This is a genomic window from Plebeiibacterium sediminum (assembly GCF_026013605.1).
In the GTDB taxonomy this organism is placed as follows: domain Bacteria; phylum Bacteroidota; class Bacteroidia; order Bacteroidales; family Marinilabiliaceae; genus Saccharicrinis; species Saccharicrinis sediminus.
In genome coordinates, this window is record NZ_JAPDPJ010000009.1 from 50,145 (window position 1) to 75,436 (window position 25,292).

A 25,292-nucleotide genomic window follows, 5' to 3' on the forward strand; every position below is an offset into this window, starting at 1 on the left:
TTGTTTAAACCTAACAAAATCAGCCAACTAATCATAACAATACTACTTTTTAAACTTTTCCTTCAAATAGTCACTTTCTCTATTCAGCAAATTGTGTACTTCAATCTTACATTTTTCCACTTCAGTTTCTTCTTAATAATAATTGCCTAATACTCATCTAATTTTGTATTTGAAGAAGAATATAGTTGAAGAATTTATAATCAGAATTTACAATGAAAAAGATTAGCTTTTATATTCCAGCAATGGTTTTAGCTATTGGTCTACTATCATCTTGTGGTGATAATACGACTGAACACACAGAAAGTATCAGATATGTTAAAGCAACAGAAGTATTACCATCTCAAGGTAATGATGTTTTAATATACAATGGTGTTGTTAAAGAACGCAGAGATGTTACGCTCTCCTTTAAAGTGGGCGGTCCGGTTAACGAATTATTAGTCGATGTTGGTGATTATGTAACCAAGGGACAAGCTATTGCAAAAATTGATAAGCGTGATTATAACATACAACTTCAGGCAAGAGAAGCTCAATATACTCAAGCTAAAGGGGAATATGAACGCTATCAGGAACTGTATAAAAGAAAAAAATTACCTGAGAATACTCTGGACAAATTAAAAGCTGGATATTTAATGGCCAAAAGTCAGTATGAAGCCGCCGTTAATGCACTAGAAGATACTGAATTAAAAGCACCTTTCTCAGGATATGTAAATAAAAAATTCATTGAAAACTTTGAAACTGTTGGGCCAGGTGTGCCAATTATCCAATTACTGGATTTCTCAGATCTTGAAGTTGTAGTTAGCATTCCAGAAAATAACATCAATGAAATGAGTGAAGTGTATAAAATCACTTGTGATATCAGAAACGCTAACAAAACAAGCATTCCAGCTACTGTAAAATCAATTAGCAAAAAATCAGGAAGTGACAGAATGTTTGAAGCAAAAATTCTTCTTGAAGATAGCGATGCTAATCATGAAATCAAGCCTGGAATGGTTGCCAAAGTAAAAGTTCAAAAAAGCAATTCTGACAATAAAAATTTATTAGTTCCAATAGAGTCTGTATTTTCTAGTGGACAGAAAAAGTACGTATGGTTGATTGACAACAATAGTCACAAAGTAAAAAAGCAGGAAGTAAATGTTTCAGAAATTCAAGGAAATGGATTGGTTGAAATCTCAGCAGCTATAAACATTGGTGATATTGTTGTTACAGCAGGAATACATTCATTAGTTGAAAACCAGGAAGTGAAAGTTTTACCTAAAAAATCAGAAACAAACATCGGAGGTTTACTATGAATAAAGGAATGTTAGAAAAAGTTCTTGGGCAAAAGGCCTTTATTACTTCTCTACTCTTTGCTGTTATACTTGGCGGGTTACTTGCCTTTGATGGATTAGGAAAATTAGAAGATCCTGAGATTCCGGTTAAGTCAGCAGTAATTATGACACCATACCCGGGTGCTTCAGCCAGTGAGGTTGAACTTGAAGTTACTGATGTTTTAGAAAAAGCAGTTCAGAAACTGGCCAATATTGATTTCATTGAATCGCGTTCTATTGCGGGATTATCTGAAATTACAGTAAATATTGACCCGAATGTTCATACTGCTAAAATGCCTCAGTTATATGATCATTTAAGAAGAAAAATTCATGATATAAAAGGCGATTTGCCACAAAGTGCATCTGACCCTATAATTCTTGATGATTTTGGAGATGTATACGGAATATTTGTTTCTGTAAGTGCAGATGGTTATTCATACGAAGAATTAAATAACTATGTAGAATATATCAAAAGAGAATTATTACTTGTTGATAATATCAGACGAGTTGAAGTTTATGGCAAACAAACAGAAACCATTGATATTAAATTCTCTACTGAAAAATTCGCTCAGCTTGGACTAAACCCAATGCTTATTGTGCAAGCTTTAAACGACCAGGTTTCAACTGTTAACCCGGGAAATGTTGTAGTTGGAACTGAAAGAATCCGAATGGATTTGGGCGCCAAGTTTAAAAGCATTGATGACATAAAAAACTTATTGGTAAAGGTTCCTAATGGGGGATCTTTTTTATTGGGTGAAATAGCATCGGTAGAACGTTCGTTCTACACACCCAAACGAAATGATTTTAAATACAACGGACAAAATGCAATGGCTCTTGCTATCTCGATGGAAAGCAAAGTGAATGTTATTAAAGTTGGTGAGGTATTTGAAGAACGAATTGCTCAACTTAAAGAAAACTTACCTGTTGGAATTGAAATAAACAAAGTATTTTTTCAACCGGACAGAGTGAGTGAATCCATCAGAGGTTTTATGATTAACCTGATTGAATCTGTTGTCATTGTAATCATTGTATTACTTTTTGCAATGGGATTAAGATCTGGTTTATTAATATCCAGCGGATTGGTATTTACCATTTTAGCCACATTCATCGTAATGAAAGCTACAGGTATTGAACTTCAACGAATATCATTAGGAGCAATTATCGTTGCTATGGGTATGTTGGTTGACAACTCAATTGTTGTGGCAGATGGTATTCTGATCGACCTGAAAAAAGGAGTGGAGCGTAAAAAGGCATTTGTTAATACGGCACAAAAAACAGCCATGCCTTTACTTGGAGCAACAATTGTTGCCATCCTTGCATTTATGCCTTTAGGTTTTTCTCCTGGTGCTGCTGGTGAGTTCCTAAAATCATTATTTTACGTATTGGCTATTTCGCTGTTTTTGAGTTGGATCTTTGCTATGATTCAAACTCCTTTTATGGCCAATTGGTTTTACAGAGGAAAAGTTAAGAAAAGCAAAGGTGAAGATACCGAACTTTTTAACAATGGCTTATATCGTTGGTTCCGCAAGATTTTAAAGATGATGCTGTGGCACAAAACATTGTTTACTATTGCAACAGTATTTGTTTTAGTATTATCTATCTGGTCTTTTAAATTTATAAAACAAGAGTTCTTCCCTGCCCTTGATTACAATCAGTACATTATTGAATATTGGTTGCCTCAAGGTAGTGATATATACCAGGTTGAAAAAGATTTGGATGAAGTTCAGAAAGAACTGAGCACCTGGGATGATGTAAAAAAAGTGGTGACTTCGTTGGGTCAAACTCCTGCTCGTTACACCTTGTTACGTCCAATGACTACTTTAAATAGTAATTACGGTGAATTGATCATTGATGCAGTAGATTTTGATGCGGCGCAAAAATCAGCCATCGAAATTATTGATTACTTAAATAAAAATTTCCCTCAGGCCTTTGCCAGAGCCAGAACATATAGTCCAATTTTCGGAGACTACCTGATCGAAGCTAAGTTTACCGGACCGGATCCTGCTGTATTAAGAGAGTTGGCAGAAAAAGCTAAGGAAATTATGCGTGCCAATCCGATAACAGCTGTAACTACAGATAACTGGAAAAACCAGGAAAAAGTAATTCGCCCTGAGTATTCAGTTGAACAGGCTCGTTTGCAAGGAATTTCCAGAAGTGATGTGGCAAATTCTTTGGCTGTAGCTTCAAATGGTATGCCTGTAGGTGCCATTTATGAAGGATCTGATATGCTTCCGGTTATTTTAAAGATGGAAGAGCCGGTAGGTAATCATGTAGAAAATATTGAATCTGTTCCAGTGTGGAGTTCTCGCAGCATGACAAGTGTTCCATTGGGTCAGGTGATCGACTCTGTCAGAGTTAGCTGGGAAGATCAAACCATCAGACGATATGATGGATTAAGAGCCATTAAAGCTCAATGTGATCCAAAACCCGGACATACTGCTCCTGAATTATGGAGTCAGATTCATGAGCAAATTGAAGCTATAGATCTACCATATGGTTATGAATTAGAATGGTTGGGTGATCATAAGCATAGCGAAGATGCAAACAGAAGATTGTTTTCTCTTTTACCACTGGCACTGGGTTTAATGGTATTAATCATCATTTTATTATTCAACAACTTAAAACAACCTATAATTATTATGAGTGTTGTGCCAATGGCCATAATGGGAGTTGCTGTTGGTTACCATGTGATGCAGGCTAAATTTGGTTTTGTTGGTATTATTGGTACACTGGGACTAATTGGTATGATGATTAAAAATGCTATTGTTCTGTTGGATGAGATCAATGATGAAATTTCCAGGGGTATCGATCAGGTTAATGCAATTATTAATTCTGCTACCTCAAGAATGCGCCCGGTAATGATGGCCTCACTCACAACAATTTTAGGTATGGTTCCACTCCTTACGGATATTATGTTTAAAGGAATGGCTATCGCTGTTATGTTTGGATTACTTGTAGGATCAATTGTTACCCTTGTTGTAGTACCTGTTATGTACGCTATTTTATACAAGGTAGATACTAAAATTTTACATGATAAATAGTAAAGTAATGATCAATAATATAAAACCCATAATCATATTATTAATGGTGACTGCTTTTTGCAGTTCATCATTTTCTCAAAAAGCACTTAGTCTGCAAGAAACCAGGGATATTGCATTGGAGTTCAATAAGATACTAAAAATATCCTCACAACAAAAAATTGCTGCTGAATCGCAAAAAAAAGCGGCTTTCACAAACTATATGCCCAAGATTGAAGCTAACGGAACTGCCATGTACTTTCCTACCATGGAAAATATGGAAGTTCCCGCAATGACTTTACCTTCAGCCTCTGATCATACTGCGGCAAGTGATGCCTGGTTTCCTGGTTTAAACCTGGAAACAGAAAATCTTGCAGTTATTTCTGCTGGAGTAAACCTTGTTCAACCCATTTATGCCGGAGGTAAAATCAGGTTGGCAAACAAAATGACAAGTACTGGGGTTGAAATAGCCGAACAAGCATATCAGTTAAAAGAAGCTGAAGTTATTCTTCAAACCGACGAAGCGTACTGGAACCTATCTGCAATGAATGAGAAAGTAAAATTAGCTCAGAAATATGTTCTTATGCTCGATAGTCTTGAAGGCACTTTAAATGATTCTTATGAATTAGGCTTAGTTCCTAAAAGTGAAAAACTAAGAGTTACGGTAAATAAAAATGATGCAGAATTAAATTTACTAAGAGCCCGTAATGCCTATCGCATCATGCAAATGAACCTTTGCAGAATTATTGGTCTTCCATTAAATACTGAAATTGAGATAACAGAGCAATTAAACGACTCGCTTCAACTTCCGGATTTTATGGACGGAACCAGTCAGGCTATAGCTAACAGACAAGAACTGCAAATTTTAGATGGTCAAAAACGTATTTCTGAATACCAGAAAAAAATGACGAATGCTGATTTCATGCCTGAACTTGGAGCTCAGGTTGGATACCAACACTACAAAATCGGTGACTTACTGGATGAAGGAGACTTTACTGTAGCTGCTTCGCTAATTGTTCCTATTTTTCATTGGAACGAAAGAAAACACAAGTCTGCAGAAGCAAAAGCTAATTTAAACCAGGCCATGTTAGAATTGAGTAATACTCAAGATTTAATACAACTTGAAGTGCAACAAGTACAGATTCAATTGCAAGAAGGTTATCAGTATATTTTGTTATCACAAAAAAACAAACTCGAAGCAAAAGAAAGTCTGGAAGAAACTTCGGCTAGTTTTGAAGTTGGATTAAACACAACTACTGATTTATTGAATGCACAAGCAGCCTGGCAGGATGCTGTGGCTCAGGAAATCGAAGCCTTAACTCAATTTGAGGTATTAAAAACAAAATATAAAAAAGTGATAGGTTTATTATAAGATATAGAATGCTAAAATCTCGTTCCTAATTTTTAATTTCTTCAACAATTATGATTCTTGTTTAGGGACGAGATTTTCTTTAAAATCAACAATAAACTTAAGATACTGTTGTTATGATTTAAGATTTTTGTTTTACAGGTATAATTGTATTTTTGAACTATACCTATAAAGCAATGCAATGAGAGACTCTATGGTGAAGCGTTTGAATAAATTTGATGAAAAGTGTAAGCACTGGCGCAAACTTCATAAGGAGGATTCTTTAAAATTTAAGAAAAGAATTCTTTTTACTTTATTGCTGGGTTTTACCTTTCATTATACCATTTATAAAATTATCCTTTCCGGTGCAGAATACAGCATTGACGGTATTTTGTTTTCAATGGCTGTGTTTTTTATTTTTTCAGAATCCATATTCCTTTTTGATAAAATAATTGCCATTAAATTCCCCTGGCATACCTCCGTTAAAAAAAGAATTATCTCACTGTTTTTATTTGCTGTTGCCTTTTTCTTTATAGCACAGATATATATTCCTCAAATTGAAAAAAGTGTTGTAAAAAACATTATTGACGACCCTGAAAAATACAGACTCATCCTACTCGTAGGATTCTTATATCTAATTATTTATGTCATCTTAATCATTGCTCGTAATTTTCACGAAAGCCTTAATTTCTTTGTTTACGAAAATGAAAAATTAAAGCAAGATAAAATACTCAGTGATTACAAAGCTCTGCAGGATCAGCTTAATCCTCATTTTTTATTTAACAACCTTAGTACATTAATAGCTATTATTCATAACGATAAAAACAAGGCCATTGATTTTGCTGAAAATTTTACCGATGTTTATCGCTATGTGCTAACAAAAGAAGGACAAGTTGCTGTTACTGTTAACGATGAATTAGATTTCTTAAAATCATATACAACTTTACACCTAGCACGAATTGGAAGTGGCTTAAAAGTGGATATTGATGTCGATTCGGATTACAGAAATAAAAAGGTTCCCCATTTGAGTTTACAAATACTTGTTGAAAATGCAATAAAACACAATATCACTTCTAAAACAAAACCTTTGATTATCAGAATTGGTATTATTGAAGACAGACTTTATGTAGTTAACAACAAACAACTTAAAGAATCCACTTATTCAACAAAAACCGGACTCTCAAATCTGAGTAAACGGTTAAAGATATTAACTGATGAGGAATTAAAGATTATTGAAGATGATGATATTTACAGAGTTGAAATTCCTCTGATCAATTAACTATAAAATATTTACTATGGCTTTTAACGTTATTATTGTAGAAGATGAAATGCATAGTGCTCAGATGCTTGAGAGCATGGTAAATGAACTACGCCCCGAATGGAATGTTATCGACATTTTTGACAGTGTTGAAGATACTGTTAACTGGCTAAAAAACAACGAACAACCCAGCCTAATATTTTTAGACATACAACTTTCTGATGGTATAAGCTTTTCAATTTTTGATAAAGTTGAAGTAGATTGTGGAGTTATTTTTACCACTGCTTATGATGAATATGCAGTTAAGGCCTTTAAACTCAATAGTGTTGATTACATCTTAAAACCTATAAAAAAAGATCATCTCCTTACTGCAATTGAAAAGCTGGAAAGCATCATTAAAAAGTTTGAACCAAATCCATCTGAAATACCCGATTATAAAGATATTTTAAGTGGTTTAAAAAATGGAATCAATCCTTTTCGCAAGCGTTTCCTGGTTTCAAAAAGAGATGCCTTCTTCTCTATTCCGGTAACTGAAGTTGCCTACATTTATTTTGAATCCAAATTAACTTATGCTGTAACTTTTGACAATAAAGAGCACATTATCAACTTTACTTTGGATAAACTGGAAGAAGAGCTAGATCCATCAATGTTTATAAGAGCAAACAGACAGGCCATTGTTAACATGAATGCAATTCACTCATTGGAAAACTATTTTGGAGGTAAACTAATCGTAAAATTACTTCCTCAATTTGATGAAAAATTTGTGGTGAGCAGAGCTAAAGCATCCATATTTAAAAACTGGCTTGATAGTTAAAAAATAAGCGTATATTGCACCTGATATTTATAACCTCAATGTAAAGTTATGGCAAATCGTAGAGAATTAAAGAAAGATATTAATTATCTGGCTGCAGAGATTCTTAATCAGGCATATATGAAGCTTGCGCTTATGGAAAATGTAAGCGAAAATGACATTCAGCCAATCATGGTGGAAGCAATTGAAATGAGAAATGAGTTTGTTGCAAGAACAAATCATCCGGATGGGAAAGACAATAAAAAAATTGTTAAAGCTTACTACCAAACACTTCGCAAAAATTTAATGGCTAAAACCGTTGAATTATTGGACAGAATTCAGGCTTTAGGTTAATCAAAATCAATGGTTAATTGATAAGGAATTGGATCATCATCTTCATTAATAAGATTGGAAATTGATAATCCCATTAACCGTAATGGTTTTTCAACAACTGCATTATGCAATAAAGTGCTTGCCAATGAGGCAAGCATTTCTTTTTGATCGATATTATAAAGTAAGGTTTTACTATAGGTATGTTGCTTAAAGTCGTTAGACTTTACTTTTAATGTTAAGGTTCTTCCAAACTTATCGGTTTTAACCATTCTTTTCCACAAACCTTCAACCAGCCTTTCCAGTTCAACAATCCTTTCTTCATTGGTTTTAATATCCTGCGAAAAAGTATTTTCAATTCCTACAGATTTTCTGGTACGATTAGGTACAACAGGCCTTTCATCAATACCTCTGCAAATTGAATAAAAGAATTGCCCTGCCTTTCCAAAATTCTTAACCAATCCATTCAAACTCCAGGCCTGCAATTCTTTTCCTGTATAAATACCCAGCTGGTTCATTCTTCCTGCCGTCTTCTTCCCCACTCCGTAAAAATCTTTAACCTGCAACTGCTCTATAAAAGGCAAAACATCATCTGGTTTTATAACGAAAATACCATCTGGTTTATCCTGATCAGATGCAATCTTGGCTAAAAATTTATTTATGCTGATTCCTGCAGATGCAGTTAATTGGGTTTCTTCCTTTATCCTCCTTTTAATATCCTGTGCAATAAGAGTGGCTGAATTCAGATTCTTTTTATTTCTGGTAACATCAACAAATGCCTCATCAATACTTAATGGCTCTATCAAATCGCTATAATCATATAAAATATTCATTATCTGCGACGAAACAGACTTATAAACTTCATATCTGGAATTTTGAAAAATAAGATGCGGGCATTTTTTTAAAGCTAACTGGGATGACATTGCAGAACGAACACCATATTTTCGGGCTTCATAACTGGCTGCAGCAATTACTCCACGCTGCGATGAAGACCCTACAACAACAGGTTTTCCTTTTAATTCAGGAAAGTCGCGCTGTTCTACAGATGCAAAAAACGCATCCATATCAATATGTATAATCTTCCTTACAACCGGATCTACGTCACCAACCATTACTGTTTATGTTTCAAAAATAAACCCCAAAAATAGTAAGTAATTACTTAAATCCAGAATGATCATTTTTGCAAACTCAATCCAACATTAAAAAATAATTTATTGGGAGTAGCTGTAATTTCTTCTTTATTTCCCTTTTTATTTAAAGATGTCAATTCATTAAATACAGTTATTCCTCCTGCCATATTAAAATATAAAGCTTGAAATAATTGTACTTGCATCCTTGGACCAAAATTCACCTTTGAAAAACCAAACTTATCCATATTAATATTTGCAGCTAATTTATCATCAGCATTGTAATAATTCTCAAATAAGCGACCTTCAAATCCAATCTTATATCTTTTAAAACAATAATAAGCACTAAGTTGTAAAGGAAGTAATGCTGATAATTCGTGATGATATTTTTTGAATTGTAAGGTCAACAAAGGCAAATACATTTCGTACTTAAATCTTGTATTAAATGAAAAACCAATTCCATATTCAAAATAGGCATTATAACGTTTTGTTGCTATTGCTGATATGCCAAGCATTAAATCGTCGTTACCAATTGGCTCTTTAAAATCACTTGCTATCGCTGGAGACACTATTGCCAGCAAGCTCCAATGATTTTTTAAACCAGTAATTACTCCCAAATTATAAGTAAGGGACTTATATACATTATTATAATAGCTTTCGGGAATATTATTATTAGTAATGGAGTTAATATAAATATAATCCAGTCCACTATAAAAGTACGATCCTTCATTTTTTAGAGGTAGTGCAATTTGTATCGAAGCTCTTAATGCTTCCATTTTAACATCACTATTTAAATAAGAACTCTTTAAATCACTATTTGAATAATAATACTTATTAAGAGAGGCTATGGTAAATTTTGATAAGCGCGCGTATGAAACTGTATCATTTTGCTGTTGAGCATACTGATCGATACTTAACAACAAAAAAGAAATCAACATTAATATTGGAGGAGAAAATCTATATTTCAACATTAGGTCAATAGCATTAATAACTGTTAAAGTACTAAGTTTGATTTATTCCTTTCATGATACAATAATGTAAATGTATCCAAAAGAATTTACTTTTATCTAAAAATAGATGATATCAGGTATTAAAAAACACCATAATTTAAATTTGCATTAAAGGATTTTACAATAAAGATCGAAACTTTGAATTTAATCATCCTGAACATAAAATATATAAACATCTATCATTCATTCTATTAAACTTTCAAATCATTCTAAATATTTAAATTAAAAAAACTAATCATTAAAAAATCATAAACAGAGTTGAGAAATCATTTTATTTAGTAATTTTGCCAAAATTTTCTAATTCAATAAACCATCAACATATGTCATTTTTAGAAGATAGAATTGTATCAGACGGCTTAACATTCGACGATGTATTATTAATACCGGCGTATTCCCAAGTATTACCACGCGAGGTAAATCTGGCTTCAAAATTTACCAGAAATATTACAATTAATACACCTATCGTTTCAGCAGCCATGGATACGGTTACAGAAGAACGATTAGCAATTGCTATTGCCAGAGAAGGAGGTATTGGAGTAATACACAAAAACATGACCATTGAAGAACAAGCTAAAAAAGTTCAAGTGGTTAAGCGTGCTGAAAACGGGATGATTTTTGATCCTATCACCATTAAAAAAGATAAAAATGTTGGTGACGCATTAGCTATAATGAAGGAATACAAAATTGGGGGTATTCCTGTTGTAGATGATTATGGTTACTTAGTTGGTATTGTTACTAACAGAGATTTAAGATTTCAGGCAGATTTAACTCGTCACATTGAAGAGGTAATGACATCTGAAAACCTGATTACTACTAATCAAAAAACAGATTTAGTTTTAGCTGCTGAAATTCTACAAAAACATAAAATTGAAAAACTACCAGTTGTTGATAAAGACAATAAATTGGTTGGTCTTTTAACATATAAAGATATTACTAAAGCTAAAAACAAACCATTGGCATGTAAAGATGAAATGGGTAGATTAAGAGTTGCTGCAGGTGTTGGAGTAACATTTAATACTTTTGAAAGAATTGAAGCTTTGGTTAAAGCAGGTGTTGATGCTATTGTAATTGATACTGCTCACGGTCACAGTCACGGTGTTATTGAAACACTTAAGCAAACAAAAAAGAAATATCCTAATTTAGAAGTTGTTGTAGGTAATATCGCTACTGCTGAAGCTGCTAAAGACTTAATTGACGCTGGAGCTGACGCATTAAAAGTAGGTATCGGACCAGGTTCTATCTGTACAACTCGCATTATTGCAGGTGTTGGTATGCCTCAACTTTCAGCAATTTATGAAGTTTCTCAAGAAGCTTCTAAACATGGTGTTCCAGTTATTGCTGATGGTGGTATCAGATACTCAGGAGATATTGTTAAAGCTATTGCTGCCGGAGGTAGCTGTATTATGGCTGGTTCTCTATTTGCAGGAGTTGATGAATCTCCAGGTGAAACTGTAATTTACAACGGACGTAAATTCAAAACTTATCGTGGTATGGGATCTGTTGAAGCAATGCAACAAGGTTCAAAAGATCGTTACTTCCAGGATGTTGAAGATGATGTTAGCAAATTAGTTCCAGAAGGTATTTCTGCACGAGTTCCATATAAAGGAACACTTCACGAAGTAATCTATCAGTTAATTGGTGGATTAAGAGCTGGTATGGGATACTGTGGTGCTGACACTATTGAAAAATTACATGGCGCTAAATTTACCAGAATCACAAATGCCGGAGTTCAGGAAAATCACCCTCATGATGTTACAATTACAAGGGAAGCTCCTAACTACACCAGATAATTATTAAAATTACATATTTATAAAGCCCGTAAACTTTTGTTTTTCGGGCTTTTTTATTTTATTTAGCCACCTTAAAACATATCCAAACACAATAATAAATTCTTTTGCGTGTTAGATTAGTGACACTGGAATTAATAGTTTTATAATTAATAAAAAAATGACACGAATTAAATTTCTATTTTCATTTATTGCACTAATAATTACAAGCATTACTTTTTCGCAAAACACACATACATTAGTAACTATTGGAGATCAAAACTACAGTATCGAAGAGTTTGATTTTATCTACAACAAAAACAATAGCTATACTGAAGATCCCAAATCAAAAAAAGAATACGTGGATTTGTTCGTAAACTACAAACTTAAAGTTCACGAAGCAATTGCTCAGGGTTTGGACACAATGCCATCTTTTAAAACGGAATATAATTATTATAAAGATGAATTAGCCAAACCTTATTTATCGGATAAATCCATTACCGAAAATCTTAAAAAAGAAGCTTACGAAAGGCTTAATCAGGAAGTAAATGCAAGTCATATTTTAATCAGATTACCCAAATCGGCCACACCTGAGGATACCCTAAAAGCATATAATAAAATTAAAAGCATTCAGGAAAGAATTAAAAACGGCGAAGATTTTAATAAGCTGGCTCAGGAATTATCAGAAGATCCTTCGGCAAAAAAGAACATGGGGAAACTTGGTTTCTTTAGTGGCTTTATGATGGTTTACCCATTTGAAAATGCAGCGTACAACACTCCCGTAAATCAAGTATCAGATATTGTTAAAACATCTTTTGGATATCACCTGATTAAAGTTCATGATAAAAGAAAAGCAAGAGGTGAACTAAGAACTGCTCACATCATGTTGATGTTTCCTCCCAATGCATCAGCTGATGTAATAGAAGAAAAAAAGGCAAAAATTGATTCTATTTATCAATTGGTATTAAAAGGAGAAGATTTTGGATCACTAGCTCAAAACTTTTCAGAAGATCGAAAAAGTGCCACAAATAACGGAGAATTACCATGGTTCGGCAGCGGAAGAATGATTCCTGAATTTAGTGAGCCTGCATTTAAATTAGATACTGTTGGCGCAATTTCTGAAGTTATTCGAACTCCTTATGGATTTCATATTATTAAACTATTGGAAAAAAGAGGTACTAAAAGCTACGATGAAATGGAAGAAGAAATCACTCAAAAGATTTCAAGAGATGAACGAGCTTTTAAAGGCAAACAAAGTGTAATTAACCGATTAAAGAAGGAATATAACTACACTCAAAATGATTCTATTATAAACGCTATTAAAGAAAACGCAAAATTACCAAACATTTCTGATGCAGATTTCTTTGCCAGCTTAAAAGATCCTCAACTAACGATAGTATCGTTTGACTCAAAAGATATCTCGATTAAAGATCTGACTGAATATTTACAATCTAACAGACAATTTACAAAAAACAGAAAGGCAGCTATAATTGATCAATTGTTAGATACCTATTTAGAAGAGCAAATTCTGGATTTTGAAAAATCTCAGCTTGAAAATAAATACCCAGAGTATAGATTTCTTTTGAATGAATATCATGATGGTTTATTGATTTTTGAAATCTCACAAAAAGAAATCTGGAACAAAGCGAGTGCTGACACCACCGGAATCAAAAATTATTACAACAGTCACAAAGAAGATTACTTTGAGCCAGAAAAATTAGTTGGTAAAGCCTATTTCACTAAAGATAAATCTACTTTAAAATCAATCCAGGCTCAATTACAGGTAACTCCAAATATTACAACAGATTCATTAAAGCAGATTATTCCTGCGACAAACTTTAAATGCATAAACGGAACATTTAGCAAAGGAGAATATGCTGCGATTGACAAAAATATCTGGAACATAAAAAAATCAGAAGGAAAAATTGATACTGACTTCCCATATGTATTTGCAAGTGGCGAAACAGTACCTAAAAAATATAAACAACTAGAAGAAACAAAAGGGCAGGTTATTAGTGATTACCAAAACGAAATTGAAAAACAATGGATTGCCAGATTAAAAGAAAAATACAATCCAATCATTAATATTAAAGCGCTTAAATTCTCAAAAAACAATAAATAAAGAATGAGAACCTTATATTCTATTGGAATTTTAGCAAGTCTTGTATTTAACTCTTGTTCCAATATGCCATCTACAGAATCATCTCCTGCAGTTGCATCTGTCGATGGCAAGGTATTAACCGTTGCGGAGTTACAAAAGGCAATTCCTAAAAATGTAAGTAAGAATGACAGTCTTGCATTTACACAGAACTATATTTCCAGATGGGTAAAATCTTCATTATTACTCCGAAAAGCAGAGCTAAATTTATCTCCGGAGGAAAAAGATGTAAAACAAATACTGGAAGACTACAGAGCATCACTATTAATCCATAAGTACCAACAAAAGTTATTATTAGAAAAACATTCTCCTCTGATAACCAATAAAGAAATTGAGGATTATTACAATAAAATGAGTGAGAACTTCATTTTAAATGAAGATATCATTAAAGGTATTTTTATTAAACTACCTCTTAATGCTCCTAACTTAACTCAATTACAACAATGGTATAAGTCAGATAATCCGGAAGATATGGTGACTTTGGAAGAGTATTGCTATCAAAATGCAACTAATTTTGATATATTTCTGGATAAGTGGGTTACTGTAGATGCTATTTCAGGATTACTCCCTAAACCCATTCCCAACACCCCTAACTTTTTAAAATACAATAAATTTTACGAGGTTACAGATTCAACGTCACATTATTTAGTTTCATTCAGAGATTATCACAAAATCGATGAAATTGCTCCTTTACAATATGTTACAGATAAAATTAAAGCTATCTTATTAAACAAAAAACGTATTGAATTCATTCAAAACTTAGAAGAAGAATTATACCAGGAAGGATTAAAGCAAAAAGTTATAAAATTCTATTAAATTTGCGCAAAACGATTATATATGCATAAAACAATTTATACTCTGATTATTACGCTAACTGCGACATTTCTTTATACCAATATATCTTTGGCTCAAAAAAATGTAATTGATGAAGTTATTGCCGTTGTTGGTGATAATGCCATACTTAAATCTGACATTGAATACCAGTACCAACAAGCAATCATGCAAGGTATGTCGGCAAAAGGTGATCTTAAATGTCAACTTTTTGAACAACAACTTATTCAAAAATTAATGCTAAACCAGGCTGTTCTGGATAGTGTTGAGGTTAACGAAAACTCGGTAATCAATGAAGTTGACCGTAAAATGAATATGTTTATTGATCGCGCAGGTGGTAAAGATAAACTTGAAGAGTGGTTTAAAAAATCAATTATACAGATTAAAAAAGAACAAATGCAGGTTGTTCGTGATCAAATGATGACACAATCCATGCAACAAAATATTACTGAAGGAATTGAACCTACTCCTTCTCAGGTAAGAGCCTATTACAGAAAAACAGATCAGGATAGCTTACCAATGGTTCCTGTTCAGTACGAAATTCAGAAAATTGCTGTTTATCCTAAAATTGAACAAAAAGAAATTGATCGAGTAAAATCTCAACTTCGTGATTTCCAACGTCAGGTTGCAGAAGGCAGAGACTTTGCGACTTTAGCTGTTTTATATTCTGAAGACCCGGGTAGTGCAAGTAGAGGCGGTGATATGGGTTGGGCAACCCGTTCCACTTATGTTCCTGAATTTGCCAACGTAGCTTTTAATATGCAGGAAAAAAATAAGGTTTCTAAAATTGTACAAACAGAATTTGGATATCATATTATTCAATTACTTGACAAAAAAGGCGAAAGAATTCATGTTCGTCATATCCTTATTAAACCCAAAGTTTCTGCCGAAGCAAACAAAGCTGCAATAAGCAGATTAGATTCAATGAAGACTTTAATTGAAAGTGATAGTATTTCTTTTGATGAAGCTGCTTTCCATTGGTCTATGGATAAAGACACCAGAACAAACGGTGGTTTAATGGTGAACCAAAGAACCCAGTCTTCTCAATTTGAACTTGCTGAGCTTTCATCAATGCGTTTACCTCTTTTAGCTAAAGAATTACAAAAATTGGAAGAAGGTGAAATTTCTAAACCATTTGCCATCAAAGATGAAAAAGGACATGATGTTTATGTGATTATTAAGCAAAAAAGAAAGATCGCTCCTCACAAAGCTAATATGAGTAACGATTATCAGCTTATTCAAAACATTATGACTGAAAAAAAGAAAGCTGATGCCATTAATGAATGGATTAAGGAAAAACAACTTGATACTTACATCACAATTCGTGAAGAATGGGAAGGTTGTAATTTTGAGTATAAAAATTGGATAAAGTAGTTTTTTTAACTATTTTGTAGAGGCGTTTTTTGAAGAATGGAGGATGGTTTCTACAGGGATGAAATACACTTGTATTATTTGCGTTTTATTTATCAACTTTTCTTGTATTAGAGAGGCTTACAATATTACTGGCAAAGCCATCATTGTTGACAATGAAACGTTAAATCCTGTATCAGAATCCTCTGTTCAATCAGAATGCTTTTTCCAATTGAATATAGATGAAAGTTCAAGCGATTTTTCAAATTGCAAAACTGATAGTTTAGGCACTTTTGAATTAAATTTTTCTAAAGGGTACAAAGTTAGCATGGTTATTGATGCTGAGGAGTATGTGCAAAATACAATTGTTTTTAACCCTAGAAAAGAAGCTATGCCGGATACAATATACTTAAAAAGGAAAATTCGTTTTGAAACGTCTGCTGCAAATCTAAAAACTGAAGAGTTACAGGAAAATAACTTAAAGTAAACACGCTGGTTTATTAATTCAGTTTTTACAACTATTTTTGATCTCGTAAAATTTTCTTAACAGCAACTTATACAATAATGCGAACTTACAAAAGCATTTTTACAATATTCATATGCTTATTCTTTGGAAGCTTTTATATTACTGCTCAAAAGAAGATCAATGTTAAACATGCTGATTTCCTAAAAGGAAATAAGGTTGTTTATGGTGAAGACATTAATGTCTTGGTTGGTAATGTAAAATTTACTCACGAAACAGCTACCATGTTTTGTGACACTGCATTTCTTAACAAAAAAGAAAACAAACTTAAAGCTGTAGGAAATATTCACATCATTCAAAACGATACACTGCACTTATACGGCCGTCGCTTAAACTACGATGGCAATACCGGATTAGCTGAAGTCAGAGAAGATGTTAAATTGGTGAATAAGGACATTGTTTTAACAACTGACTATCTGGATTTTGATAGAAAAAACAACTTTGCTTATTACTTTAACAATGGTAAAATTGTTAACAAAGACAATACTTTAACTAGTAAATCCGGTTACTATTATCCGGATTCTGATATGGCATTTTACAAAGACAGTGTCGTTGTAAATAACCCAAAGTATACCATGTTTTCTGATACTTTAAAGTATCATACTATAACTAAAGTGGCCACTATTGAAGGTCCTACTTTTATTGTTAGTGAAAAAAATACCATTTATGCCGAATCAGGCTTCTACGACACTCAAAATGACGTTGCCTTACTAAAAGATAATGCATACGTTGATGGAGAGCAACTTTTAAAAGGTGATTCAATCCATTACGACCGTAAAAAAGGCATTGGGGAGGTATTTAACAGCATGGAACTTCACGATACCACCAACAATGTAATTATTACCGGCGACTACGGTTTTTACAATGAAATATCTCAGGATGCATTAACAACAAAGAATGCGGTATTGATGCAAATATATAATGCCGACACACTTTTTCTACATGCTGATACATTGGTTGCTGTTCCATTAGAAAATCCAAACGAAAAATTAATTAAAGCCTATAGAAAGGTTCAATATTATAGAAGCGATTTACAAGGTAGATGCGATTCAATGGTATTTGATTCAAGAGATACAACGAATACATTTTATCACGATCCTATTATGTGGTCATTAGGCAATCAACTAACATCTGATGAAATAAAAATGTACACCAAAGATGAAGTGCTGGATAAAGTTGATTTAATTGACCGTGCATTTATTATTTCAGAGGAAGACACTGGTCGTTATAACCAAATCAAAGGTTCATCAATGACTGGTTTTATTAAGAATAACGAAATATATAAAATTGATGTAAATGGCAATGCTCAATCCATTTACTACCCAATGGATAAAAAGGATGCTATCGGTGTTAACAAGGCAGAATGTAGCAATATGATTATCTATTTAAAGCAACGCATGGTTAGTAAAATTAACATGCAGGTTTCTCCTACCGGAAAAATGTCACCTATTCTACTTGTACCAGATGAAGAACTCAGATTAGCTGGTTTTTATTGGCTGGATATGTTTAGACCTAAACAAAAAGAAGATATTTTTAATTGGAAGGAATTACCTAAAATAGACCGTGGAGAGGACAAATCTGAATACAATTTAGATAACACTTACGAAGATTATAAGAATCAATAAATTCTAACTTTAAGAAATAAAAAAAGCTGTATTGAAAAATACAGCTTTTTTCTCCTTAGCCCTGGCTAGTACTAATATTCATCTTCGTTAAAGAAAAAATCATCCTTACTAGGATAATCAGGCCATATATCTTCAATACTTTCGTAAATATCTCCTTCATCCTCTATCTCCTGAAGATTTTCAATAACTTCCAATGGTGCTCCTGAACGAATCGCAAAATCGATCAATTCATCCTTTGAAGCAGGCCAGGGAGCATCCTCTAATTTTGATGCTAATTCTAGTGTCCAATACATACCCTGAAATTTTAACTGTTATAATTTGTTAATTACTTGTTTGTTATTTTTTGCGAATATAAAAAAAAACTAAACACTTACAACTCGGGAACCCAAGGAATTTCATTTGTATTAAAATGTTTTGACAAATGGCGTGATAATACGAATAAATAATCTGATAAACGATTAATATATCGAACAACCCATGTATTAACATCCATTGTTTCACCCATTTCTAAAATTCTTCTCTCTGCCCTTCTGCAAATTGTTCTTGAAATATGACAATAACTGACACATGGATCTCCTCCTGGTAATACGAAATATTTCAATGGAGGCAAAGCTTCTTCCATTTTATCCATCGCCTCTTCCAAGGTTTCAATTACCGAATCATCATATTGCATTTTATCTCTAAGATCAGCTACATTTGTATCTGTTGCCAGATATGCACCAACCTCAAATAGTCTGTTTTGAATTTCAATTAACTGATTTTTACTTTGCTCATCAATATCATAAGAGCGAATCATCCCAATAAAACTATTCAACTCATCAACGGTACCATAAGCTTCCAGTCTAACATCATTTTTAGGTACGCGGGTACCTCCTATTAAACTTGTTCTACCTCTATCTCCTGTTCTTGTATATACTACGCTTTTCGCCATTTACTCTATATTTTCATATTTCTTTATTGGTCAAGAAACATCTTTAATTCAAAAAAGTTCGGATTTATTTATGCAGTCTGTGTGGTTAAAACATCCTCATTTACCATATCCGACTCTATTTGTCCATCTTTTAATCTAATAATACGATGTGCATGTTGTGCAATATCCTCTTCATGAGTTACCAAAATAATGGTATTCCCCATTGCATGGATATTTTCAAATAAATTCATGATATCTACTGAAGTTTTTGAATCAAGGTTACCAGTAGGTTCATCTGCCAAAATAATTGAAGGATTATTGATTAGAGCTCTTGCTACAGCTACACGCTGTCTTTGTCCTCCGGATAATTCATTGGGCTTGTGCATGGCTCTGTTTTCCAGACCAACTTTTCTAATGGCCTCTTCTCCCCTTTTCAATCGATCTTGTTTTGATACCCCGGCATAAATCAATGGTAACATAGTATTTTCAATAGCTGAATACCTGGGTAACAGGTTAAAGGTTTGAAAAACAAAACCAATTTCTTTATTTCTAATTTCAGCTAAACGATCATCTGTTAAGTGACTCACATCGGTACCATTTAAAATATAAGTTCCTCCGGTTGGTGAATCTAAAGCTCCTATCACATTCATTAATGTGGATTTACCAGAACCTGAAGGCCCCATTATGGCTACATACTCTCCCTTTTTAATTTCTACATCAACACCTCTTAATGCTTTAACCACTTGAGTTCCTACCTGATAAAACTTTGTAATTCCCTTTATTTCAATTACATTTTCAGACATAGTTTACAAATTTGATTTAAACAAAGATAATTTTTTTAGGATGTTTTCATCCATTATACGAAAGTAATATTAGGGCCATTTTACAATATAATGTTGCTTCAGCACATCTTTATTAATAATAGCAATACCAAAACGAAATAAATCGAAGGATACAGAAACTTTATTATTGTCAATAATTTCATTCCACGCTTGCTCCATTCCTTTTGACCAGTGAATATCATCAAAAATAAATAAAGCTGAATCTGAGGCCTTTGCCAAACACATATTAAAATAACTTATCGTAGCATCATAACTATGGTTGCCATCAAAATACACCATATCCACCTGATCCATTTCACTCAGCAGCTTAGGCAATGCATTTTCAAAACTATCATTTAATAAACGAATGTTGGTAGCCTGAGCCTTTTTAAAAGTATTTTCAGCAACAGCTGCAATATTGGAACATCCTTCAACTGTAAAAACCGAGGCTCTAGAATTGGGCATTGCCAGATACAGTGTTCCTAATCCCAATGATGTTCCTAACTCAATAATATTTTGTGGCTTAAAACGTGCAATGAGCCTTGATATTAACTCACCTTGCATTCGAGGAGTTGCATTATACTTAACCAAACTACTAATTCGTCGAAGTTTATTCGAGAACTTTTTTGATCCGGCACCTAAATCATTAACATCAACTTTCCTTCTATCTTCAAGTAGGTCTTTTCTTATCTTATTAATGAGATCAAAATGATAATATGAATCATTCTCATAAAAGTCATGACGGACGATATCAAATGCAAAAGGAGGATGAATTCGATGCCCTTTTTTATACTTAGCTTTTCTACGATAATTTATATAAGCTTTTGCCTGGAACCAGTTCACTTTTTCTTTTTTATGCAAATATAGAAATTACAATGAATCTCATTTGAAATCAAGCAAATTACCTTAGTTAACAAGAACAATAAACGATCCATTGGAAAATTACAATATCTATTAATCAAACAACAAATACCTGTAGAACACTACATATCAATACTTATCATTATTATTTATATTAAAATAGCCAATATCTATTTGATTTATAATACAACTAATAACATCTTTGTAATACAAAATTAAATCAGAAACAATTAAATATATAGACTCATGAAAAATTTAATAGGATTAGACCAGGATAAAGTACAAGTACTAGCACAAAAATTAAACTTATTATTAGCTAACTATCAATTATTTTATCAGAACCTAAGAGGTTTTCACTGGAATATTAAGGGTAAAGATTTTTTTGAATTACATACAAAGTTTGAAGAGTATTACGATGATGCTGTTCTTAAAATAGATGAGATAGCAGAAAGGATTTTAACACTGGAAGCAGAGCCTTTGCACACATTTAGTGACTACCTGAATGCTTCTTCTGTTAAGGAAGCAAAGAGCGTTAACAATGGAGTTGATGCAATTAGTATTATCGTAGAAAACTTTTCTACATTAATTAAAATTGAACGAGAAATTTTATCACTAGCAAGCGATGCTGATGATGAAGGTACTGTTAGCTTAATGAGTGATTATATTTCAGAAACAGAAAAAACGCTATGGATGTTAAATTCTTATCTTAAATAAAATAATATATCCAATTGTCTTTGTTTGCCCGAATCAATTAAAACGATTCGGGCTTTTTTGGTTACAATAATAAAGTTATTTTTGTGCCTTTAAATTATTCAATATTAGTTAGTTTATGTAAACGATTATAATATCACCTAATTATATCTTTACTTATCTAGCTATCAAACAATTCACCAATTTACAATGAACACTGTATCAAACACATCTATTGGCACACCTTTGTCACCAACAGCTACTAAGGTAATTATGCTAGGTTCGGGAGAGTTAGGAAAAGAAGTAGTTATTGAATTTCAGCGCTATGGCATTGAAGTGATTGCTATTGATAAATACGAAAATGCACCGGCAATGCAGGTTGCCCACAAAAGCTATATTGTTTCAATGCTTGATGGAGCATCGCTTGCAAAGATTATTCGTGAAGAAAAACCTGATTATATCATACCTGAAGTCGAAGCTATAGCTACAGACACGTTAATTGAGCTTGAAAAAGAAGGCTTTAATGTGATTCCTACAGCAAATGCCACAAAGCTTACCATGAACCGTGAAGGCATCAGAACTTTAGCTGCTGAAGAATTAGGTTTAAAAACTTCGCCTTATAAATTTGCAGGAACAAAAGAAGAGTTTGTGGCTGCTATTAAAGAAGTTGGTTGCCCTTGTGTTGTTAAGCCAATTATGAGCTCGTCTGGTAAAGGACAAAGTGTTGTAAAAAGTGATGCAGACATTGATTATGCATGGAATTATGCTTTAGAAGGTGCCAGAGGAAACAGCGACAGAGTTATTGTTGAAGGATTTGTTGATTTTGATTACGAAATTACTCTACTAACAATCAGTCATGTTGATGGCGTTTCATTTTGTGCTCCTATTGGTCACCGCCAAGAAGGTGGTGATTATCAGGAATCGTGGCAACCTCAGGCCATGAGCCCAAAAGCACTAAAAGATGCTGAATACATTGCTGAAAAAGTTGTAAAAGCACTTGGTGGAAGAGGTTTATTTGGTGTTGAGTTCTTTATTAAAGGTGATACCGTTTACTTTAGCGAACTATCTCCTCGCCCACACGATACAGGTATGGTAACTATGATTTCGCAAGATCTGAGTGAATTTGCTTTACACGTTAGAGCGATTCTTGGATTACCAATTCCAAACATTGTTCAGCACGGTGCTGCAGCAAGTAGTGTAATTATGGTAAAAGGAGATTCTAAACAGGTTTCTTTTAGTGGCTTAGAACAAGCCTTAGCAGATCCTGATACGCAATTACGTTTATTCGGAAAACCTGAAGTTCAGGGAGAAAGACGAATGGGAGTTTGCCTGGCCAGAGCAAACACAGTTGAAGAAGCCAGAGAAAAGGCTAACAAAGCAAGCGCAGCAATTACTGTTAAGTTATAGTACCCAATAGATCGTTAGAATTTAGTTAGAGGCAATTTGACGCAACTGTTTACTAAAAAAGTGCATCATAAAAAAATAACACTATAATAAAGGTAAATATGAAAACCCTAAATTTATTTTTTGGATTCACATTTCTTTGTACACTTTTTATGGGGTGTACAAAAGATGAAAATGATAAGGAAAAAATTGTTGAAATAACAATTTATCCAGAGACAGGATATGGTGCAAGCATGATGAGTGACATTTGGACTCAACCATTACTTTTTTCCGACAATGATGAAAATCAAGTAAAATTATTAGTTGATATAATAACAGATGGTTTTGATTTTGACTATGAAAGAGGCTATGAGTATAAATTCAGAGCAAAAAAAGTATGGATGCAAGAACCTCCACAAGATGTATTTTCAATTAAATATGAGTTTATAGAACTTCTTTCAAAGGAGAGAGTAATTATAAATGATAGTGAAGAAAATATAAATCTTTTTGTGTCATCAAAAACAGTCAAGTTTACCCCTGACTATCCGTCTGAATACGTGGATGAAGAAAATATAACTCCAAAAATTTATGACGCATTAAACGTCAAAAACACAGATTCCGATAATTGGATGGCTTTAACTAAAATTGAAGGATTTAATTATGAAACGGGCTATGAGTATGTATTAAAAGTGAAGAAAATAACCCAAGCTGAACCTTATTCTGTTAAATATGTGCTTCTTGAAACCATTTCGAAAGAAAATAAAAATTAAAAAAATAAAAGCGCATAACAGCAAATGATAATTAAGGGCTGGTCTGAAATTATTGGGAGTTTTATATCCCGCATCAATTTTTGTATATACAGGAAAGATTGAAATCTGCATTCCAGCTCCGTAACTATGTTTTTAACGATATGAGACATTCGACCAATTTATACGGAGTTTAAATCAATAAAATTTTAACGAAGTATTAAGTATCCAATACATTACAATATTTAAAAAGTTCCAATAGCAATTATGCTACTGGAACTTTTTTTATTCTACACTACAAGACCCCCATCATTTAAATCACAAACAAAGGAAAAGCGTTTTTAATTACAGAAAATCAACAACTAACGTAAGCGAAATACACATGTTTTAAAGCGAAATTATTAAATTAGTGAGCGAAATAGGCAAATTAATAAGCGAAATACTATTTTAGTTAGCGAAACACTCATCGTAGTGAGCGAAATGCTCAACTTAGTTAGCGAAATACTCAATTTAGTAGACGAAAAGGATGAATTAGTGAGCGAAATACACAATTTTTACTAATTGATACATTTCGTTGCAAAAAAATTGGTTTCGCCTTGTACAATGACCATTTCGCTGTAACAATGAACCTTTTCGCTCACTTTTGAAGTAGTTTGCTATAAAAATCAAACAGTTCGCTCTAAAATTTATGGTTTCAGGATAGTATCTGATCATATTTACTAATGTTATATCCATTTAAATGAACAAATCTAAATTAACCGTACCTGATTTTATACTTCAGAGTTCAATCAGAATCAACAATTCTCTTAACGATGATAGTATTTTTAGCAAAGTTTCCGAATTCGGTTATAATGCTGAAAAAATTGAAACCGGAAAAGCACTACTGAACGAAGTCATTACTCTTTCGGCAAGTTGCAATAAGAAACACAACGATGTTACAATTGCATATATAAACAAGAAGAACGCCCGGAACGATGCACATCAATTCATATCAAAATATCGAAGTCTGGCTAAAATAGCATTCAAAAACAACACTTCAGCCAAAACATCATTACAATTATCAGGTATTTATCCTCTAAATTATTCAGGATGGCTTAACCAAAGCAAAAGTTTTTTAAGAAACATACTCGCCAATAATGAATGGCTAAGTATTATGGCCGGGTATGGAATAGATGCTGTAAAGCTTAATGATTGTTTACAAAAAATTGACAATGTAGATGCCTTACATCAGGCTATACTAAAAGCAAAAGGTGAAGCTCAAAATGCAACACTTCAACGCAATAAAAAAATAGATGAACTAGCAGATTGGATTAATGATTACGAAGCAGTGGCTAAAATTGCCTTAATGGAAACACCCCAATTACTCGAAAAAATAGGAATAATAGTAAAAAATTAAGTCAGAATATTTTTATACACACTTACTTTATTGACTTACCAATAA

22 protein-coding genes are annotated in these 25,292 nt (G+C 33.0%); 16 read left to right on the forward strand and 6 right to left on the reverse strand.

The annotated features are described in order from the left end of the window. The first annotated feature begins 212 nt into the window (after nucleotides 1–212). The 6 genes from OM075_RS06045 to OM075_RS06070 all read left to right on the forward strand — a co-directional run bounded on the left by OM075_RS06045 (nucleotide 213) and on the right by OM075_RS06070 (nucleotide 8,074). Entirely contained in the window at nucleotides 213–1,289 is a 1,077-nt protein-coding gene (locus OM075_RS06045) for an efflux RND transporter periplasmic adaptor subunit (protein WP_301189590.1), read from the forward strand. Further along, nucleotides 1,286–4,348, forward strand: a complete 3,063-nt coding sequence (locus OM075_RS06050; protein WP_301189591.1) for an efflux RND transporter permease subunit — start codon at nucleotides 1,286–1,288, stop codon at nucleotides 4,346–4,348. The genes OM075_RS06045 and OM075_RS06050 overlap by 4 nt, the downstream gene beginning before the upstream one ends. Before the next feature lie 7 nt (nucleotides 4,349–4,355). After that, the gene (locus OM075_RS06055) at nucleotides 4,356–5,696 is read left to right on the forward strand and encodes a TolC family protein (RefSeq protein WP_301189592.1); all 1,341 of its coding nucleotides are present in this window, start codon (nucleotides 4,356–4,358) and stop codon (nucleotides 5,694–5,696) included. A 178-nt stretch (nucleotides 5,697–5,874) separates the two neighbouring features. Continuing rightward, the gene (locus OM075_RS06060) at nucleotides 5,875–6,951 is read left to right on the forward strand and encodes a sensor histidine kinase (protein ID WP_301189593.1); all 1,077 of its coding nucleotides are present in this window, start codon (nucleotides 5,875–5,877) and stop codon (nucleotides 6,949–6,951) included. Nucleotides 6,952–6,967: 16 nt separating this feature from the next. Continuing rightward, nucleotides 6,968–7,744 (forward strand): LytR/AlgR family response regulator transcription factor, encoded by a 777-nt coding sequence (locus OM075_RS06065; RefSeq protein WP_301189594.1) that lies wholly within the window; start codon nucleotides 6,968–6,970, stop codon nucleotides 7,742–7,744. A 48-nt stretch (nucleotides 7,745–7,792) separates the two neighbouring features. Continuing rightward, on the forward strand, nucleotides 7,793–8,074 hold the full coding sequence (locus OM075_RS06070) for a hypothetical protein (protein ID WP_301189595.1): 282 nt from the start codon (nucleotides 7,793–7,795) through the stop codon (nucleotides 8,072–8,074). Here the strand turns inward: OM075_RS06070 and dinB are convergent. Further along, complete coding sequence (dinB, locus tag OM075_RS06075) at nucleotides 8,071–9,162, reverse strand: DNA polymerase IV (protein WP_301189596.1); 1,092 nt, start codon at nucleotides 9,160–9,162, stop codon at nucleotides 8,071–8,073. The genes OM075_RS06070 and dinB overlap by 4 nt on opposite strands. A gap of 62 nt (nucleotides 9,163–9,224) precedes the next feature. Beyond that, complete coding sequence (locus tag OM075_RS06080; protein WP_301189597.1) at nucleotides 9,225–10,148, reverse strand: DUF6268 family outer membrane beta-barrel protein; 924 nt, start codon at nucleotides 10,146–10,148, stop codon at nucleotides 9,225–9,227. Nucleotides 10,149–10,507: 359 nt separating this feature from the next. On the opposite strand from OM075_RS06080, the gene guaB reads away from it, so the two are divergent. From guaB to OM075_RS06110, 6 genes are all read left to right on the forward strand, one after another. Then, nucleotides 10,508–11,977 carry an IMP dehydrogenase gene (gene guaB / locus OM075_RS06085; RefSeq protein ID WP_301189598.1) on the forward strand — a complete coding sequence of 490 codons (1,470 nt, stop codon included), beginning with the start codon at nucleotides 10,508–10,510 and terminating at the stop codon, nucleotides 11,975–11,977. Between the two features lie 157 nt (nucleotides 11,978–12,134). Beyond that, nucleotides 12,135–14,075: a peptidylprolyl isomerase gene (locus OM075_RS06090; protein ID WP_301189599.1), complete on the forward strand. Its 1,941-nt coding sequence runs from the start codon at nucleotides 12,135–12,137 to the stop codon at nucleotides 14,073–14,075. A gap of 3 nt (nucleotides 14,076–14,078) precedes the next feature. After that, entirely contained in the window at nucleotides 14,079–14,927 is an 849-nt protein-coding gene (locus OM075_RS06095) for a hypothetical protein (protein WP_301189600.1), read from the forward strand. A 21-nt stretch (nucleotides 14,928–14,948) separates the two neighbouring features. Continuing rightward, nucleotides 14,949–16,316, forward strand: a complete 1,368-nt coding sequence (locus OM075_RS06100) for a peptidylprolyl isomerase (protein ID WP_301189601.1) — start codon at nucleotides 14,949–14,951, stop codon at nucleotides 16,314–16,316. Nucleotides 16,317–16,359: 43 nt separating this feature from the next. Then, nucleotides 16,360–16,779 (forward strand): hypothetical protein, encoded by a 420-nt coding sequence (locus OM075_RS06105; RefSeq protein WP_301189602.1) that lies wholly within the window; start codon nucleotides 16,360–16,362, stop codon nucleotides 16,777–16,779. A 77-nt stretch (nucleotides 16,780–16,856) separates the two neighbouring features. Then, nucleotides 16,857–18,440: an OstA-like protein gene (locus OM075_RS06110; RefSeq protein ID WP_301189603.1), complete on the forward strand. Its 1,584-nt coding sequence runs from the start codon at nucleotides 16,857–16,859 to the stop codon at nucleotides 18,438–18,440. 71 nt (nucleotides 18,441–18,511) lie between these two features. Here OM075_RS06110 and OM075_RS06115 read toward each other — a convergent pair whose 3' ends face one another. The 4 genes from OM075_RS06115 to OM075_RS06130 all read right to left on the reverse strand — a co-directional run bounded on the left by OM075_RS06115 (nucleotide 18,512) and on the right by OM075_RS06130 (nucleotide 21,014). Then, complete coding sequence (locus OM075_RS06115) at nucleotides 18,512–18,733, reverse strand: DUF2795 domain-containing protein (protein ID WP_027472068.1); 222 nt, start codon at nucleotides 18,731–18,733, stop codon at nucleotides 18,512–18,514. 77 nt (nucleotides 18,734–18,810) lie between these two features. Next, nucleotides 18,811–19,371: a cob(I)yrinic acid a,c-diamide adenosyltransferase gene (locus OM075_RS06120; protein ID WP_301189604.1), complete on the reverse strand. Its 561-nt coding sequence runs from the start codon at nucleotides 19,369–19,371 to the stop codon at nucleotides 18,811–18,813. 68 nt (nucleotides 19,372–19,439) lie between these two features. Continuing rightward, nucleotides 19,440–20,153: an ABC transporter ATP-binding protein gene (locus OM075_RS06125; RefSeq protein ID WP_301189605.1), complete on the reverse strand. Its 714-nt coding sequence runs from the start codon at nucleotides 20,151–20,153 to the stop codon at nucleotides 19,440–19,442. Nucleotides 20,154–20,222: 69 nt separating this feature from the next. After that, nucleotides 20,223–21,014 carry an O-methyltransferase gene (locus OM075_RS06130; RefSeq protein ID WP_301189606.1) on the reverse strand — a complete coding sequence of 264 codons (792 nt, stop codon included), beginning with the start codon at nucleotides 21,012–21,014 and terminating at the stop codon, nucleotides 20,223–20,225. A 264-nt stretch (nucleotides 21,015–21,278) separates the two neighbouring features. Between OM075_RS06130 and OM075_RS06135 the strand changes: the two genes are divergently transcribed. From OM075_RS06135 to OM075_RS06150, 4 genes are all read left to right on the forward strand, one after another. Beyond that, on the forward strand, nucleotides 21,279–21,746 hold the full coding sequence (locus OM075_RS06135) for a Dps family protein (RefSeq protein WP_301189607.1): 468 nt from the start codon (nucleotides 21,279–21,281) through the stop codon (nucleotides 21,744–21,746). A 186-nt stretch (nucleotides 21,747–21,932) separates the two neighbouring features. Next, the gene (gene purT / locus OM075_RS06140) at nucleotides 21,933–23,129 is read left to right on the forward strand and encodes a formate-dependent phosphoribosylglycinamide formyltransferase (RefSeq protein WP_301189608.1); all 1,197 of its coding nucleotides are present in this window, start codon (nucleotides 21,933–21,935) and stop codon (nucleotides 23,127–23,129) included. Nucleotides 23,130–23,227: 98 nt separating this feature from the next. Continuing rightward, nucleotides 23,228–23,875 (forward strand): DUF4377 domain-containing protein, encoded by a 648-nt coding sequence (locus tag OM075_RS06145; protein WP_301189609.1) that lies wholly within the window; start codon nucleotides 23,228–23,230, stop codon nucleotides 23,873–23,875. A 715-nt stretch (nucleotides 23,876–24,590) separates the two neighbouring features. Continuing rightward, nucleotides 24,591–25,247: a PQLLE family protein gene (locus tag OM075_RS06150; protein WP_301189610.1), complete on the forward strand. Its 657-nt coding sequence runs from the start codon at nucleotides 24,591–24,593 to the stop codon at nucleotides 25,245–25,247. Nucleotides 25,248–25,292 lie beyond the last annotated feature (45 nt).

Coding starts and splice junctions, on each gene's coding strand:
- OM075_RS06095 (WP_301189600.1), top strand. CDS start 14,079: ATGAGAACCTTATATTCTATTGGAATTTTAGCAAGTCTTGTATTTAAC.
- OM075_RS06120 (WP_301189604.1), bottom strand. CDS start 19,371: ATGGCGAAAAGCGTAGTATATACAAGAACAGGAGATAGAGGTAGAACA.
- purT (WP_301189608.1), top strand. CDS start 21,933: ATGAACACTGTATCAAACACATCTATTGGCACACCTTTGTCACCAACA.
- OM075_RS06110 (WP_301189603.1), top strand. CDS start 16,857: ATGCGAACTTACAAAAGCATTTTTACAATATTCATATGCTTATTCTTT.
- OM075_RS06090 (WP_301189599.1), top strand. CDS start 12,135: ATGACACGAATTAAATTTCTATTTTCATTTATTGCACTAATAATTACA.
- OM075_RS06135 (WP_301189607.1), top strand. CDS start 21,279: ATGAAAAATTTAATAGGATTAGACCAGGATAAAGTACAAGTACTAGCA.
- guaB (WP_301189598.1), top strand. CDS start 10,508: ATGTCATTTTTAGAAGATAGAATTGTATCAGACGGCTTAACATTCGAC.
- OM075_RS06105 (WP_301189602.1), top strand. CDS start 16,360: ATGGTTTCTACAGGGATGAAATACACTTGTATTATTTGCGTTTTATTT.
- OM075_RS06100 (WP_301189601.1), top strand. CDS start 14,949: ATGCATAAAACAATTTATACTCTGATTATTACGCTAACTGCGACATTT.
- OM075_RS06150 (WP_301189610.1), top strand. CDS start 24,591: ATGAACAAATCTAAATTAACCGTACCTGATTTTATACTTCAGAGTTCA.
- OM075_RS06080 (WP_301189597.1), bottom strand. CDS start 10,148: ATGTTGAAATATAGATTTTCTCCTCCAATATTAATGTTGATTTCTTTT.
- OM075_RS06055 (WP_301189592.1), top strand. CDS start 4,356: ATGATCAATAATATAAAACCCATAATCATATTATTAATGGTGACTGCT.
- OM075_RS06125 (WP_301189605.1), bottom strand. CDS start 20,153: ATGTCTGAAAATGTAATTGAAATAAAGGGAATTACAAAGTTTTATCAG.
- dinB (WP_301189596.1), bottom strand. CDS start 9,162: ATGGTTGGTGACGTAGATCCGGTTGTAAGGAAGATTATACATATTGAT.
- OM075_RS06070 (WP_301189595.1), top strand. CDS start 7,793: ATGGCAAATCGTAGAGAATTAAAGAAAGATATTAATTATCTGGCTGCA.
- OM075_RS06060 (WP_301189593.1), top strand. CDS start 5,875: ATGAGAGACTCTATGGTGAAGCGTTTGAATAAATTTGATGAAAAGTGT.
- OM075_RS06045 (WP_301189590.1), top strand. CDS start 213: ATGAAAAAGATTAGCTTTTATATTCCAGCAATGGTTTTAGCTATTGGT.
- OM075_RS06065 (WP_301189594.1), top strand. CDS start 6,968: ATGGCTTTTAACGTTATTATTGTAGAAGATGAAATGCATAGTGCTCAG.
- OM075_RS06115 (WP_027472068.1), bottom strand. CDS start 18,733: ATGTATTGGACACTAGAATTAGCATCAAAATTAGAGGATGCTCCCTGG.
- OM075_RS06145 (WP_301189609.1), top strand. CDS start 23,228: ATGAAAACCCTAAATTTATTTTTTGGATTCACATTTCTTTGTACACTT.
- OM075_RS06050 (WP_301189591.1), top strand. CDS start 1,286: ATGAATAAAGGAATGTTAGAAAAAGTTCTTGGGCAAAAGGCCTTTATT.